This window comes from Aeromonas sp. QDB34 (genome assembly GCF_027705405.1).
In the GTDB taxonomy this organism is placed as follows: domain Bacteria; phylum Pseudomonadota; class Gammaproteobacteria; order Enterobacterales; family Aeromonadaceae; genus Aeromonas; species Aeromonas hydrophila.
The window spans coordinates 15,871-29,392 of the sequence record NZ_JAPDBT010000012.1; the positions used below are offsets into that span (position 1 = coordinate 15,871).

The 13,522-nt window shown below is 58.8% G+C and carries 11 protein-coding genes; 7 read left to right on the plus strand and 4 right to left on the minus strand.

The genetic code is table 11. The annotated features are described in order from the left end of the window. Nucleotide 1: 1 nt before the first annotated feature. Nucleotides 2-625: a response regulator transcription factor gene (locus OKC29_RS15740; RefSeq protein WP_073352220.1), complete on the minus strand. Its 624-nt coding sequence runs from the start codon at nucleotides 623-625 to the stop codon at nucleotides 2-4. A gap of 599 nt (nucleotides 626-1,224) precedes the next feature. Between OKC29_RS15740 and ecpA the strand changes: the two genes are divergently transcribed. The 5 genes from ecpA (at nucleotide 1,225) to OKC29_RS15765 (ending at nucleotide 7,365) form a co-directional block, all read left to right on the plus strand. After that, entirely contained in the window at nucleotides 1,225-1,797 is a 573-nt protein-coding gene (gene ecpA, locus OKC29_RS15745) for a common pilus major fimbrillin subunit EcpA (RefSeq protein WP_049046449.1), read from the plus strand. A gap of 59 nt (nucleotides 1,798-1,856) precedes the next feature. Continuing rightward, the gene (locus OKC29_RS15750) at nucleotides 1,857-2,522 is read left to right on the plus strand and encodes a hypothetical protein (protein ID WP_073352221.1); all 666 of its coding nucleotides are present in this window, start codon (nucleotides 1,857-1,859) and stop codon (nucleotides 2,520-2,522) included. An 81-nt stretch (nucleotides 2,523-2,603) separates the two neighbouring features. Then, the gene (locus OKC29_RS15755) at nucleotides 2,604-5,051 is read left to right on the plus strand and encodes a fimbrial biogenesis outer membrane usher protein (protein WP_226031273.1); all 2,448 of its coding nucleotides are present in this window, start codon (nucleotides 2,604-2,606) and stop codon (nucleotides 5,049-5,051) included. Further along, nucleotides 5,051-6,676: a hypothetical protein gene (locus OKC29_RS15760; protein ID WP_162275802.1), complete on the plus strand. Its 1,626-nt coding sequence runs from the start codon at nucleotides 5,051-5,053 to the stop codon at nucleotides 6,674-6,676. The genes OKC29_RS15755 and OKC29_RS15760 overlap by 1 nt, the downstream gene beginning before the upstream one ends. 2 nt (nucleotides 6,677-6,678) lie before the next feature. Then, the gene (locus tag OKC29_RS15765; RefSeq protein ID WP_162275803.1) at nucleotides 6,679-7,365 is read left to right on the plus strand and encodes a fimbria/pilus periplasmic chaperone; all 687 of its coding nucleotides are present in this window, start codon (nucleotides 6,679-6,681) and stop codon (nucleotides 7,363-7,365) included. A gap of 43 nt (nucleotides 7,366-7,408) precedes the next feature. On the opposite strand, the gene leuE is transcribed toward OKC29_RS15765, so the two are convergent. Continuing rightward, a complete protein-coding gene (leuE, locus tag OKC29_RS15770; protein ID WP_011704095.1) occupies nucleotides 7,409-8,047 on the minus strand; it encodes a leucine efflux protein LeuE in 639 nt (212 codons plus the stop codon). A 275-nt stretch (nucleotides 8,048-8,322) separates the two neighbouring features. Here leuE and OKC29_RS15775 point away from each other — a divergent pair, with 275 nt between their 5' ends. After that, nucleotides 8,323-9,543 (plus strand): MFS transporter, encoded by a 1,221-nt coding sequence (locus tag OKC29_RS15775; RefSeq protein WP_073352227.1) that lies wholly within the window; start codon nucleotides 8,323-8,325, stop codon nucleotides 9,541-9,543. Nucleotides 9,544-9,729: 186 nt separating this feature from the next. Here OKC29_RS15775 and OKC29_RS15780 read toward each other — a convergent pair whose 3' ends face one another. Together OKC29_RS15780 and ftnA are read right to left on the minus strand one after the other, a co-directional pair. Then, entirely contained in the window at nucleotides 9,730-10,914 is a 1,185-nt protein-coding gene (locus OKC29_RS15780; protein WP_162275837.1) for an NAD(P)/FAD-dependent oxidoreductase, read from the minus strand. An 83-nt stretch (nucleotides 10,915-10,997) separates the two neighbouring features. Next, on the minus strand, nucleotides 10,998-11,522 hold the full coding sequence (ftnA, locus tag OKC29_RS15785) for a non-heme ferritin (RefSeq protein ID WP_016348910.1): 525 nt from the start codon (nucleotides 11,520-11,522) through the stop codon (nucleotides 10,998-11,000). Nucleotides 11,523-11,731: 209 nt separating this feature from the next. Here ftnA and OKC29_RS15790 point away from each other — a divergent pair, with 209 nt between their 5' ends. Continuing rightward, nucleotides 11,732-13,522: a GGDEF domain-containing protein gene (locus tag OKC29_RS15790; RefSeq protein WP_073352229.1), complete on the plus strand. Its 1,791-nt coding sequence runs from the start codon at nucleotides 11,732-11,734 to the stop codon at nucleotides 13,520-13,522.

The window sequence follows — 13,522 nt, forward strand, 5'->3', positions numbered from 1 at the left end:
GTCACAGCAGCTCTTGACGCTTGGCCAAGCTGATCAGATCAACCATGGTGGTGACATTGAGCTTTTGCATCAGCCGACTCTTGTAGGTGCTGACCGTCTTCTCGCTGAGCAGCATGCTCTCTGCAATCTGCTTATTGGTGTGCCCCTGGCATATCTGCAACAAGACGCTCATCTCTCTATCCGAGAGTGCCGACAAGAGATCTTTCCGATCGACTTCATGGGCATTCTTGGCGCCGGCAATCACATCGCGAGGGAAATAAAGCTGACCTTTCCCTATCTTTACCAGCACAGTTTTCAGCAAGGAAAGATCATCCAGCTTGGATATGAAACCGTTGGCACCGGCTTGCAGGCAACGCACCATAATATGATGGGTGGCTTGTGCCGACAATATTACCACCTTGATATCAGCATCCATCTCTTTCAGTCTTTTGATCACCTCAATGCCGTCCAGCCTGGGAATCCCGATATCCAGAACGACTATATCAGGCTGATGTTTTCGCGCCATCGAAACTGCATCAACACCATTATCAACTTCGGCAACAATATGATGATCATCCTGCTGCAGCAGGATATTTACAGCCATTCTGATGGCGGGATGATCATCTACTACCAATATTTTTGCCATATACTTTCCTGTCATTACTCCATTTGATTCAACGTATATTAACTACAAAGTCAGCACGTGTACCATATGGCGCTTGAATATTAATGATATGTTACGTAATTCAAGTAACGACTCCTCTCTTGGTACCTCATTCATTTTTATCTGATATTTTTATTTATGCTCATCAAATACTTACAGAACTATATATTCTTTTGAATCTCTATTTTTTCTTGTGCTCATTCCCGCACGGCAACCCCTCCCATCCTCCCCCGTCAGAGGGACACGCCATCTAGATAAGAAAAGCACCAAAACTCTTAAAAATCAAAATCATAAGAAAAACAAAAAACCCTGATAAGAGAATGGACAAGGCTTATTTTAAGTTGCAGACAACAACCATCTTTTAGGACTTTTCCTACACAGCATTCAATCGATCCGGGCAGGTCCGTCCAGTATCTTTGCCGGCGAAAAGATGAGCTGATTGACGAAAGATTATCCTTCGGCGATCGGCAAGGTTGCCTGGACAAACCCGTCCGGCAAGGTGGAAAGGGAATGCACCCTGGGTGCGTGAAATCAAACGGGTGGCAATTGCCCCCATCAGGAAATGTGTAGGAAATATCAAGATGAAAAAGACTCTGATTGCGCTGACTGTTGCAGGACTGGGCTTCGCTGCCGCCGCTCAAGCCGCTGTAGAAGCAAAATCCGTTGCCACCTGGAAGGCAACCGCCAAAAAGGACACCGAGTCGGCGCTGGTTGTCACGCCGCTCGACAGCCTCTCTTTCCAATACGCGGAAGGGATCAAGGGTTTCAACACCGTGAACGGCCTGTTCGACGTTGCCATCAAGGGTGATGCCAGCGCCACCGACTTCACGCTGAAGGCCAAGAAGCTGAGCGGCACCCTGAACCACCTGAGTGGCGGCTCCACCGTCGACGTCGGCGTGCTGTGGCAAGGAGCTCCCGTCAGCACCACCGCCTATACCACGCTGATCGATACCGCAGCCGGCATCACGGGCGGCAACCTCTCTCCGCTGGCCAGCGCCTTCAAGGATGACACCCAGCGCAGCACCGCCCAGGGCTCGTTCACCTTCAACATCGAGAGCGCGACCGTCAACGGCACAGACGCGGCTTTCGAGACCCTGCCGGATGGCCTGTGGAGTGGGGAAGTCAACGTCGAGTTCGTTGCCAACTGGTCCTAATTACCTCGACGCATAGTATTCGGGGCCCTGCGGGGCCCTTTGCAATCACAGGAGTTCCCATGAACCTGAAAATGCTGATGGCATGGATGCTGTTTATTCCCGGGGTCAGCCAGGCCATCAACGTTGGTTCCGTCACCACCTTCATCGATGCGGGCAGTCAGGATGTAGCCAAGGAGATCGAGAATGGCAGTGCTCAAGCCAGGCTGGTCACCATCTCCATCAGCCGCATCTCTTCACCCGAAGAGGGTGGCCAGGAGATCCCGATGGAAGTGGCCGGCGAGCTGATGCTCTCGCCCAGCCGACTGATGCTGCCCGCCCATGCCAAGAACAACGTGCGTTTCTTTTACAAGGGACCGCAGGATGGCAAGGAGCGCTACTACCGCATCCGCTGGCTGGACACCGCCCTGTCGATGGACGACCAGAGCAACAATCGCCGCCAGGCGGTTGCCACCACCTCTGCCCAGATAGGCACCATTCTGGTGGTCGCGCCACGCCAGCAGCACTTCGCCTACAACCTGCAAAACGGAATGTTGAGCAATCAAGGGAATGCCTCTTACCGCACCGTGGCCTACGGCCCCTGTCTGGACCGCAAGGCACAGGCACAGTGCAAAGAGACCTACTACGACCTGCCCGGCAAGCAGCGCCGCTTCAAGAAAGTCGATATGCAGGATCCGCAAAGTCATCTTGGCCTCTGGCTGGGTCAGGAATTCGTCGTCGTCAAATAACCCGTTTGTGCTGGTACTGCCTTCACCACCCGGTCGAGTGGCGGTGTTGTTTTGCCGAAATCTGAAACCATGGTGCGTGATATGTTGAAGAAAACCTGCTTGTTGCCGCTCTCATTGCTGATGGTGGTCTCCGCCTCGGCCAACAGCGCGGCGCCACTCAAGATCGCCAACGTCATCATTCCGGCCAGTTTTGCCCAGGCTCTGGCAGAAGGGCTGGCTGTTCCCGTTCGTCTGCAGTACACGGATGAAAAAAACCGGCTCGACACCCTGACCGATAACCCGATCGGCAATGCCACCCTGCTGCTGCAGGACGGCAAGCTGTATCTGCTGCACATCGATTTTGGTGCTGGCCAGCAGCAAGGTCTGCTCAACGACCAGCTGACCGCCATGCTCGCCAGCGAAGAGAAGCGCACGTTTTCTGCCGAGGGCAGCTTGCAGATAGATGCCAACGCCAGCATGCAGCTTGACCTGGTGGCCATGCTGCTGACGATCCAGGTTTCACGCGATGCATTCGGCCAGGTCAGGCAGCCGGACAACCGGGTGACCTTGACCCCGACCGTTGACACTCTGACCGGGGTGCATCGCTACAATCTGGGCTACTCCTTCAACAGCAATCCGCAAAACGGTCACAGCGACTCCAACTTCCTGCAACTGGACAGTACCGTCGGGATAGGCGCCCATCACATGGCACTGGACGCTTCCCTCTACAACCTTGGGGAGCCAGAACAGAGCGGTGACATCTATCGTGCCATGTACGAGCGGGATCTTGACGATCGCCGCATCGCGGCCGGCATGGTCTCGACCTGGGATCTGCAGACGCTGGGGGTGGTGACCGGCCTGAGTACTGGCCGCATTTATGGGGCATCGTATGGCAACCAGGCCCAGTCACGTAAACAGAAAGCCGACACATCCACCACCCCGGTACAAGTCTTCATGCCTGCCAATGGCGAGGTCAGGGTGTACCGTGAGGATCGCCTGATCAGTCTGCAGAACCTGACCATCGGCAACCAGAATATCGACACCTCGGCGTTCCCCAGTGGCGTCTACAACGTCACGGTCGAAGTCTATGTCGATGGGCGGCTGACCAGCACCACGACCCAGCGCGTCACCAAGCTGGGCGGTAGTCTGGGCTTTACTCAGGAGTGGGGATGGCAATGGTGGGGAGGCCTGATGGAAGGCGCCCAGAACAACGGTGATTCACCGCTGCTGGGAGTATCGCTGGCACGTTCGCTAGATACCCTGGAACTGGCCACCACAACCTATGCCTTCAAGGATGCTGCGGTAGGCGAAGCCCGTGCAAACTGGCAGGCAACCGATCGTGTCAGTGCCCAGTTGCAAACCATGCTGGCCTCCGACCAATCGTGGCGATTCGCATCCAGCCTTGCCCTGCAGGCCCATGACAATGCCTCTCTTTGGCTCAGCCAGGAGAAACTCGAGACCGGTAGCGCCCTGACGGTAAGCAACGCCGAACTCTACTCTGCCGGCATCACGCTCAATCTGGGTGGCTGGGTCAGCGGTCTCGGCCAGCTCACTTTCAACACCCTGCACGACCGCCAGATGAACAGCGATCGCAGCTATGCCGATTACTACCAGCACCTTTATGCCGGCAAATACGGCAACCTGTCACTGCGCGCCAGCCTGCAGAGCGACAGCGGCACGCTCAACGGATTCAACAACAAGAGCATCACGCTGGATTACTCGATCCCGTTCGACAACCTGTTCAGCTTTGGCATGAGCAGCAACGAGCAGGGCCAGACCACTGCCAACGTCAACTACCAGAAACGCATGGACGGCGTCATCAATCTGGCCTCGTTCAATGCCTCGCGCATGATGCACGGCAGTGATGAACACAATATGGCGCTCTCCGGCACTCTCGGGTTCGAGAACAGGGTCATCGGCGGCACCATGACATTGGGCCGCGGCCATGGTGGCGACATGAATGGCAACCTGATTGCACGCGGTGCCCTGGTCACGACGGAGGACGCACTGGTCGCCTCTAGCCGCAACTCCTCGGGGTCCGGCTTGATCATCAATACCGGGATCGATCGCCAAGGACAGATGCTCGCCAAGGTCAACGGACAGGATTACCCCCTGCATGGCGAGCAGACCTTCCTCGCCCTCCCCCCTTACGGGGAATACGAGATAGAGCTGCTCAACAGCAAGCGGGGCAAGGACAGCTACGACATCAATACCGGCAAGCAGCGCTACACCCTGTTTCCCGGCAACGTGGCCACCCTGGATGCGAGCAACACCATCAAGGAGATGGTGACTGTCTTCGGCATACTCAGGGCGGAAGACGGCTCCTTGCTGGCCAATGCCCGCATCGACAACCATATCGGCACCACGGTGACCAACGAGGAGGGTGAATTCTCGCTGGATGTGGATAAAGCCAATCCCATGCTGACTTTCCGCCAGGGGAATGACTTCTGTGAAGCCGAGCTCGATCTTGAAAAACACAGCGGCGCCGCCTGGGTAGGCATTATTACCTGCCAGGGGCTGCCCACCTATGCCATGGTGAGAGAGTACTGATGATGAATCCCGCATATAAATGGCTGTTGGCGATGGTAATTGCCACCAGCTGGGCCTCGCAGGCCAGTGCCGCAGTATCCAAAACTGTCTGGCCAAATGCTCCGCTACGAAACTTTCTGTTTATTGAAAACCAGGAAGACAACAACCTGTTTGTGGCACCTACCGACGGATTAGATCCACGTTTGACCGGTGCAAATGCCTGGACCTCCCTTAAAGGGAATGGGCAAGTGAGCCTGGCGTATGTTGATAATGGATACAACACCGATATTAACAATTGGAACGTCGACATGTGGGAAAACGGCCCGATCCGTCGTCCTTATGTCAACCAGCGCTGCATCATGACATATACCCGCTGTGATCCCGACACGGCAGAAGCGGTCAACAAACCCGCCGTGGTAGATGACCTTGGCTTTTTCGGTCTCATTGGCGCATCCGCGGGATGGGGGCACGGCAAGCTCAGCGCGAGTTTTTTTGACTATCTGCGCACCATGCCAGTTGGAGCCATTTTGAACAGAGAAATGAACTTGTGCATGACCACGCTCAAATACGATGCGGCGACTGGAGAGCGCTGTATCAATCAGAACAGTGGCTACTGGTACGTGAGAAACATGCAGCACAAGAAGGCTGGTCATCTGCGCTTCGTACAAACTAACGCGATTAGCGAAGTCATTGTTGACAGCAATGGCGTACCTTATGTCTTGCCTGGTTCTCAAGGCTGTGAAAACTATCGTCTAGGCAATCAAGACGGCATTTTATGTCGGTTCCTTGATTACAACTTCAATGACGATGGCAGCCAAAATTATATCGAACCGTATATGTATACCAATGTCAGAAATAGCTCATTGAATAGCGCCATTGGCGTCACTGATTTGCAAATGAGTGCGGATCTCAAGAATTGGGCATACAAGGGTTATCGCCATAATATCAGCTACCTCAGGGGGCAATCCTCTGTATATCTGTTCCTATCAAGCAATTTCTTCAAACAAGTGGTGAGGTTGGGTCTGCAAGAACAACTTACTCGTAGCCTGATCAACTTCAATATGAAAAATGGGTATGCACCTGAGAGTGGATACTATGAGTTCAGTGGCACAACCGAGATACATATCAAGCCACGGGACTTCAGCGTATCGATTCTGTCATCCGATGGTATAACCACACCTTACAGGGAAGGCAGCGTTGGAAAAGATATTCTGAATTTTCCCTACAATATTTCTGACAGTGGCCCTATTAGTGCCGATCTGCTCGAAATATCTATTTCGCAAAACCAAGGCGTTCCTTATCAAGGGCATTGCACTTTTTACCCGGCCGGGAAGGTATCATCCGAGCAGGCCGTGCCAATTCCGACCAGGCTGGTGTTTGATTCAGGGACTCATGGTGCCGCTTCCCAGCATGCCATTGAATGTGGCGGACACTCGGTAGATATCCGTGCCTTGGGCATAAAAGACAACCAACCACCACAAGAGTGGAACGATCCCGTCAACGGCAAAGGCATTACCCGATTCTACAAGCTGGCGCTGGAATTCGATCTGACCGATCCCATGGTGCAACGAACCATTGGCAACGACCTGTGGGAAGGGGAAGTACAGCAAAGCGGTACCATTACCATCAAAGGGACCTGGCGCTGATCATGAAGAACGACACGCATCGCATTTTCTGGCTCTTGCTGGCCGGCACGCTGAGCTCACAGGCCATGGCCATCGACATCGGCGCCATGACGATTGCCATGGCACCGAACGAAGAGTTCATCGCCCGGACCATCACCAACAACAGTGGCTCGCCCAAGGTCTACGAAGTGCAGATGGAAAAAATCAGCAATCCCACGGCCACGGGGACAAGCGTTCCGACGGTGCCTGGCGAGCTGCTGTTCGCCCCCAAGCGCTTCACCCTGCACGCCAAGCGCATGCAGAACGTCAAGCTCTACTACAAGGGGCCGGCGGATGGTCAGGAGCGTTACTATCGCATCACCTTCACCGAATCACCGGCAGCCCAGCTTGATGAAAGTGGCCAGGCCAGGCGCCGTGGTGCGTTGGAGATGAAACTCGCGCTGCAATCGACCCTGGTGGTGCGCCCGCGCCAGGTGCGTTTTCAATACCAGCTGGACCCGGCAAGGAGCAGCATCACCAATACCGGCAACACCTACTTCGAATTCATGGTGAAACGGGGATGTCTGCAGGCGGACAGCGAGGCCGACAGCAAATACCTGCTGCCCGGCGAAACCTACCAGAACCCAAGGCTCGGCCAGGCAGGCAACCAGAAGCTGATCGTCTACCAATCCCGGTTCATCCGGGTCGGCAAGGATTGCTGGCCTGACTAGCCGCTCGCAAACGGGCGACCGGGATTGGGCAGAGCCCTGGTCATCAGGATGACAACGTGGCCAGTCGGGCGGCGAAGCCCATGAAAAACAGGCCGATGAGGCCGTTGCCGAGCCGGGCCAGGCGTACCTTGCGCGCAAAGAAGCGCGCCATCAGGGTGCCACCGAAGATCAGCAGGGTCAGATAGACGAAGCTCATGGCCTCCAGCATGCTCGCCAGCACCAGGTAGGAGACCCAGGTGTGGGCATAGTTGAAGTCGACAAACTGCACGAAGAAGGAGACGTAGAACAGGATCGCCTTGGGGTTGGTGAGGCTTAAGGTAAGCGCCTTGGAAAAGTAGCGCTCGCCGTGCTCGACCACGGACGCCTGCCCTTCCCGCCTAGCGATGAAGTTGGCGTGCAGGATCTTCACCCCGAGATAGAGCAGATAGAGGGCGCCCAGGTAGCGCACCAGGGTAAACAGCAAGGGGGTGGTACGAATGAGGGAGGCGATGCCCAGATAGGCGCAGAAAATCAGAATGGCGTCGCCGACAAAGACCCCGAGGGCCGCCTGGTAGCCCGGGCCGACGCCGCGGCTCGCCCCGGTGCGCAGCACATAAATCGAGTTGGGCCCCGGCGCTATGATGATGAAGAAGAGCCCGACCAGATAAGTCCAGACATTGATGACCCCCAGGCTCTCAAACATGGCGCGCCCCTCTGGACCTGGAAAACAGCCCGCTCAGGCAGGTCCAGACATTGATGACTCCCAGGCTTTCGAACATGTTCCCTCCATGACGGGTGGTGACCCGGATAACACAGCGACGGCTTTCTATACTAATCCGCCACCCGCCGAGCACAAGTGCCGATCCGTGATCGTTCGCCCCATTCTCTCACGGCTCGCTTCCCGCCCCACTTTGTGGTGTCCAGACGCGTCGGGATCAGGCATGTTAAGCCATACCCAGACTCACAGAACCCGTCCTCATGGAAAAGAGCCTCAGTACCGATCAGCCACTCGCCGCCGCTACCGCGCACGACGCCTTGAATCGCACCACCTATCCGGTGATCGCCGCCATCAGCTTCTCGCACCTGTTGAACGACATGATGCAGTCGGTGCTGCTGGCCATCTATCCGCTGCTCAAGCTCGGCCTCAACCTGTCGTTCGCCCAGATCGGCCTCATAACCCTCACCTACCAGTTCACCGGCTCGCTGTTGCAGCCGCTGATCGGCCTCTACACCGACCGCCGGCCCATGCCCTATTCATTGCCGTGCGGCATGGGCTTTACGATGATCGGCTTGCTGTCGTTGTCGCAGGCGGCCAGCTTCGGCGCCGTGCTGCTGTCGGCCATGCTGATCGGCATCGGCTCGTCGGTGTTCCACCCGGAATCTTCCCGGGTCGCCCGCATGGCGGCCGGCAGTCAGCCAGGGCTGGCCCAATCGCTGTTCCAGATCGGCGGCAACCTGGGGTCGGCCATAGGCCCGCTGCTCGCCGCGCTGATCATAGTGCCGCAGGGCCAGGGCAGTGCGGCCTGGTTCTCGCTGTTCGCCCTGGTCGGCGTCATCGTGCTCAGCCTGGTCGGGCGCTGGTCCAGCCACCACGCCGCCAACTTCCATAAACGGATGAAGGCGCACCTCGGCCATGGTCTGAGCCGCCGCCAGATCGGCTGGTCGCTGGCCATCCTCGGCCTGCTGATGTTCTCCAAATTCTTCTACATGGCCAGCCTGAGCAGCTATTACACCTTCTACCTGATGGACAAGTTCAGCCTGTCGCTGGACAACGCCCAGCTCTATCTGTTCGCCTTCCTGTTTGCCGTCGCGGCGGGTACCGTGCTCGGCGGGCCAATTGGCGATCGCATCGGCCGCAAGCGGGTGATCTGGATCTCCATCCTCGGCGTCGCCCCCTTCACCCTGCTGCTACCCCATGTCGACCTGTTCTGGACCTCGGTGCTCTCGGTCATCATCGGCCTGATCCTGGCCTCGGCCTTCTCTGCCATCCTGGTCTACGCCCAGGAGCTGGTCCCCGGCAAGGTCGGCACCATCTCCGGCCTCTTCTTCGGCTTCGCCTTCGGCATGGGGGGCATAGGGGCGGCTCTGCTGGGCCAGCTGGCCGATGCCACCAGCATCGAAACCGTGTACCAGGTCTGCGCCTACCTGCCGCTCATCGGCTTGCTGACTGCGTTCTTGCCGACTCTTAGAAAGGGATAACGGGCCACCCCGCGAGGGATACCCCCCATAAAAAACGCGGCCTGAGCGGCCGCGTCTGAAGTGGATGAGAGCGATGGTTGGTCAGCAGTACTGGCCAGCGACCCAGCCGCCGGGGCTACAGCCCCACTGGAAGTTGCCCCCCAAAGGCCGCTATCGCGCTCATCGACGATATAGATGCAGCCTTCATCAGCAGTACTGGCCGGCTACCCAACCGGAAGACCAGGCCCACTGGAAGTTGTAGCCACCGAGCCAGCCGGTCACGTCCACCACCTCGCCGATGAAGTAGAGACCGGCCACCTTGCGCGCCTCCATGGTCTTGGAGGAGAGCTCGTTGGTATCCACCCCCCCTAAGGTCACTTCGGCGGTGCGATAACCCTCGGTGCCGTTGGGCAGGATCTGCCAATCCCCCAGCAGGGTGGCTACCGCCTCCAGCTCCCGCTCGTTGTACTGGCGCATCGGCTTGCTGACCAGCTGGCCCAGCTCTACCAACTTGTCGACGAAGCGCTTGGGCAGCTCGCGCCCCAGCACGGTTTTCAGCTCCTGCGCCGGATGGGCCTGGGCCCACTCCCTGAGGGTGGCGGCGATGTCGAGCTCCGGCAGCAGGTTGATGTGGATCTTCTCCCCCGCCAGCCAGAAGGAGGAGATCTGCAGGATGGCGGGGCCGGAGAGGCCGCGATGGGTGAACAGCATGGCTTCCTTGAAACAGGTACCATCCTCGGCGGTCACCGCCACCGGCAGGCTGACCCCGGCCAGATCGGCGAAGGCCTCTTTCTCGGCCTGATGCAGGGTGAAGGGCACCAGCCCGGCGCGGGTCGGCAGCACCTTGAGGCCGAACTGCTCCGCCAGCTTGAAGCCGTAGGGGGTGGCGCCGAGTTTCGGCATGGAGAGGCCGCCGGTGGCCACCACCAGCGAGTGGCAGCTGATCTCACCCTGACTGGTGGTCAGCACGAACCCCTCTTCGCACTTGCTGACGGTGAGGATCTCGGTCTGGAACTGCAGGGCCACGCCGGCCCAGTCGCACTCGGTCAGCAGGATGTCGACGATCTCCTTGGCGCTCTCGTCACAGAACAGCTGGCCCAGGGTCTTCTCGTGATAGCTCAGGCCGTGCCGGTCCACCAGATCGATGAAATCCTGCTGGGTGTAGCGCGCCAGCGCCGACTTGCAGAAGTGGGGGTTGGCCGAGAGGAAGGCGTGGGGACCGGCCTGATGGTTGGTGAAGTTGCAGCGGCCGCCGCCGCTGATGAGGATCTTGCGGCCCGGTTTTTTGGCGTTGTCGAGCACCAGCACGGAGCGGCCCCGATAACCGGCCTGGGCCGCACACATCAATCCGGCCGCCCCGGCGCCGATCACCACCACATCAAACTGCTTCATCATCACTCACTCATCCAAAGAAAAACGGCCCCTGTTGAGAGGGGCCGTCATTGTACTGGCTGAACACTAAGTGTCCACGACTATCAGGCGTTGCCATCCATGATGCTGGCAGGAGCGCCCTTGGCCAGCTCGGCCAGCTCCTTGTCGATGAAGTAGAGGCCCTTGCCGTCTTCACCCACCAGCGACAGACGGTCGACGATGCTCTTGAACAGCTTCTCCTCTTCATGCTGCTCGGCCACGTACCACTGCAGGAAGTTGAAGGTGGAGTAGTCCTGGGTAGTGAACGCCACGTGGGCCAGGCCGTTGATGCACTTGGTGATGTGATATTCGTGCTCGAGGGTGGTGCGGAAGATGTCGCCCAGCGACTTGAACTCGTGGGGAGGGGCATCGATGGCACCCAGCAGCGGCATGGCACCGGTCTCGCTCACGTAGGTGAACAGACGCTCCATGTGCTGACGCTCCTCGACGGCGTGCTGGCGCAGGAAGTTGGCCGCCCCCTCGAAGCCCTTGTCCTCGCACCAGGCGCTCATCTGCAGGTAGAGGTTGGAGGAATAGAATTCAAGATTAATCTGCTCGTTCAACTTCTCGATCATGGCTTTGGCCAACATGATGATTCTCCACTGTGATTTGGTCACGATTGTCGCCACAGTTTCGTTATGAAGCAACCAGATACCACTGCCCGAGCTCTCAGTTGTGACAGCTTTTCGCCTCATCCTATCCCCCATACGGTTATAGAGAAGCAAAGAAACATGGTGTAGGTGGATTCAGCCATTATGATGGCGCCAGTGGTCGGGGAAAGGATTCAATGAGATTCATAATGGCACTGGCGCTGCTCTGGATGACCCAGCTGCAGGCCACTCCCTCCTTGCTGAAAGAGGCTGAACTGCAGGCGGCGCGCGATCCCGTCGGCTATCTGCAACGCCTCGACGCCAACCCGCAGCAGGACATGGAGCAGTTTTACGCCAGAGCCCTGGCCCAGGCCGCGCTGGGGCGCTATCCGCAAGCCCTGCTCGACAACGCCCGTGCCCGCGGGCTGGCCAGTGCCCAGCAGGAGACCCTGCGTCTGCTCGACTTCCGCTTGCAGCAGATCGCCCTCACCCTGGATACCGAAGCGCCGGATCAGGCGCTCACCCTGCTGGAGCAGCTCAAACCCGCCGTCGCCGGTCATCCGCAGCAGACCTCGGAGTGGCACGCCCTGAACGGGCTCGCGCTCTATCGCACCCAGCAGCTCAGTGCGGCGATCGCCGAGCTCAAGACCGCCTTTCGCCTCAAGCAGACGATACCTGACTCCACCCTCGCCAGCCTGCAGTGCGCCCGCCTGCTGATGACCCTCGGCAACCTCTATGCCGACCTCAATCTGGCGCGGGAGGCCGAAAGCTATTACCTGGAGGCGCTACAGCGCATGGTGCAGCTGGACGAACCCAACAGCCAGACCATCATCCGGGCCAACATGGCGCGGCTCTATATCGATACCGATCGCCCCGCCCAGGCCAGACGGCTGCTGGACAATCTGCTGGCCAACCCGGCGCTGGCGCCGGATTACCGCGCCATCATCCTCGGCTATCAGGCCATGGCGCTCAATGCCGAGCGCGACTGGACCGGCGCCCTGCGCGCCCTGGACGAGGCGCAGGCGATCTATCAGCAACTGGGCTACCCGGAAGCCGGGGTGCGCCTGCTGGAGACCCGGGCCAGGGCACTGCAGGGCAGCGGCGAGAAGCAGCTGGCGCTGCAACTGCTGACCAGCCAGGGGCCTGCCGGTGCTGGCAGCAAGGCCTTACAGGCCAGTCTGCTGGCAGATCAGGGGCGCTATCCCGAGGCCTACCAGGCGCTCAATGAATACGTGAACGACTACAAGCAGCACTTCAACCAGACCCTGAGCCAGCATGCCGCCGCCTTCCAGGCCGAGATGGATCTGGCCCGCAGCGAGGCCAGCAACCGGGTGCTGCAGCAGGAGAACGAGAACAAACGCCAGCAGCTGCTGCATCAGCAGAGTGCCCGCCACTACCAGCTGGCGCTGGTCGGCCTGCTGGCCAGTGCCCTGCTGCTGCTGGGCGTCACCACCCACCGGCTGCACCGCAGCTCGCGCCACCTCTACAAGCTGGCCACCTTCGATCAACTGACCGAGCTGCCCAATCGCCGCGCGCTGCTGGAACGGCTGGCCACCCAGTGGCAGCAAGAGGGCCCGCTCACCCTGCTGATCATCGACATCGATCACTTCAAGCAGATCAACGACCGCCACGGCCATCAGGCGGGAGACAGGGCCATTCAGCGGCTGGCGCGGGAGCTGAGATCCTGGGCACCCGACCTGCAACTGGTCGGGCGCTGGGGCGGCGAGGAGTTTCTGGTGGCGGTGCCGCTACCGGCGGCGGATTGCTGGTATCTGGCAGAGCAGCTGCGCCAGCGCATCGGCCAGATCGACAAACCCCGCATGACCATCAGCATCGGGGTAGCCGGCCGCTCGGCTGCCGACGACGGGCTGGGCCAGCTCATCCACCGGGCCGACATGGCCATGTATCAGGCCAAGCGCCAGGGCCGCAACCAGACCATCCTGGCCGCAGAGCCGAGCAACCCGGAGCAGCCGGAGGCCCTGGCCAGCAGCGTGGCCTGA

What these genes read in the sequence shown, in the direction of transcription:
- OKC29_RS15740 (WP_073352220.1), bottom strand. Translation starts at nt 625, where the DNA reads ATGGCAAAAATATTGGTAGTAGATGATCATCCCGCCATCAGAATGGCT.
- ecpA (WP_049046449.1), top strand. Translation starts at nt 1,225, where the DNA reads ATGAAAAAGACTCTGATTGCGCTGACTGTTGCAGGACTGGGCTTCGCT.
- OKC29_RS15775 (WP_073352227.1), top strand. Translation starts at nt 8,323, where the DNA reads ATGGAAAAGAGCCTCAGTACCGATCAGCCACTCGCCGCCGCTACCGCG.
- leuE (WP_011704095.1), bottom strand. Translation starts at nt 8,047, where the DNA reads ATGTTTGAGAGCCTGGGGGTCATCAATGTCTGGACTTATCTGGTCGGG.
- OKC29_RS15760 (WP_162275802.1), top strand. Translation starts at nt 5,051, where the DNA reads ATGATGAATCCCGCATATAAATGGCTGTTGGCGATGGTAATTGCCACC.
- OKC29_RS15750 (WP_073352221.1), top strand. Translation starts at nt 1,857, where the DNA reads ATGAACCTGAAAATGCTGATGGCATGGATGCTGTTTATTCCCGGGGTC.
- OKC29_RS15755 (WP_226031273.1), top strand. Translation starts at nt 2,604, where the DNA reads ATGTTGAAGAAAACCTGCTTGTTGCCGCTCTCATTGCTGATGGTGGTC.
- ftnA (WP_016348910.1), bottom strand. Translation starts at nt 11,522, where the DNA reads ATGTTGGCCAAAGCCATGATCGAGAAGTTGAACGAGCAGATTAATCTT.
- OKC29_RS15790 (WP_073352229.1), top strand. Translation starts at nt 11,732, where the DNA reads ATGGCACTGGCGCTGCTCTGGATGACCCAGCTGCAGGCCACTCCCTCC.
- OKC29_RS15765 (WP_162275803.1), top strand. Translation starts at nt 6,679, where the DNA reads ATGAAGAACGACACGCATCGCATTTTCTGGCTCTTGCTGGCCGGCACG.
- OKC29_RS15780 (WP_162275837.1), bottom strand. Translation starts at nt 10,914, where the DNA reads ATGAAGCAGTTTGATGTGGTGGTGATCGGCGCCGGGGCGGCCGGATTG.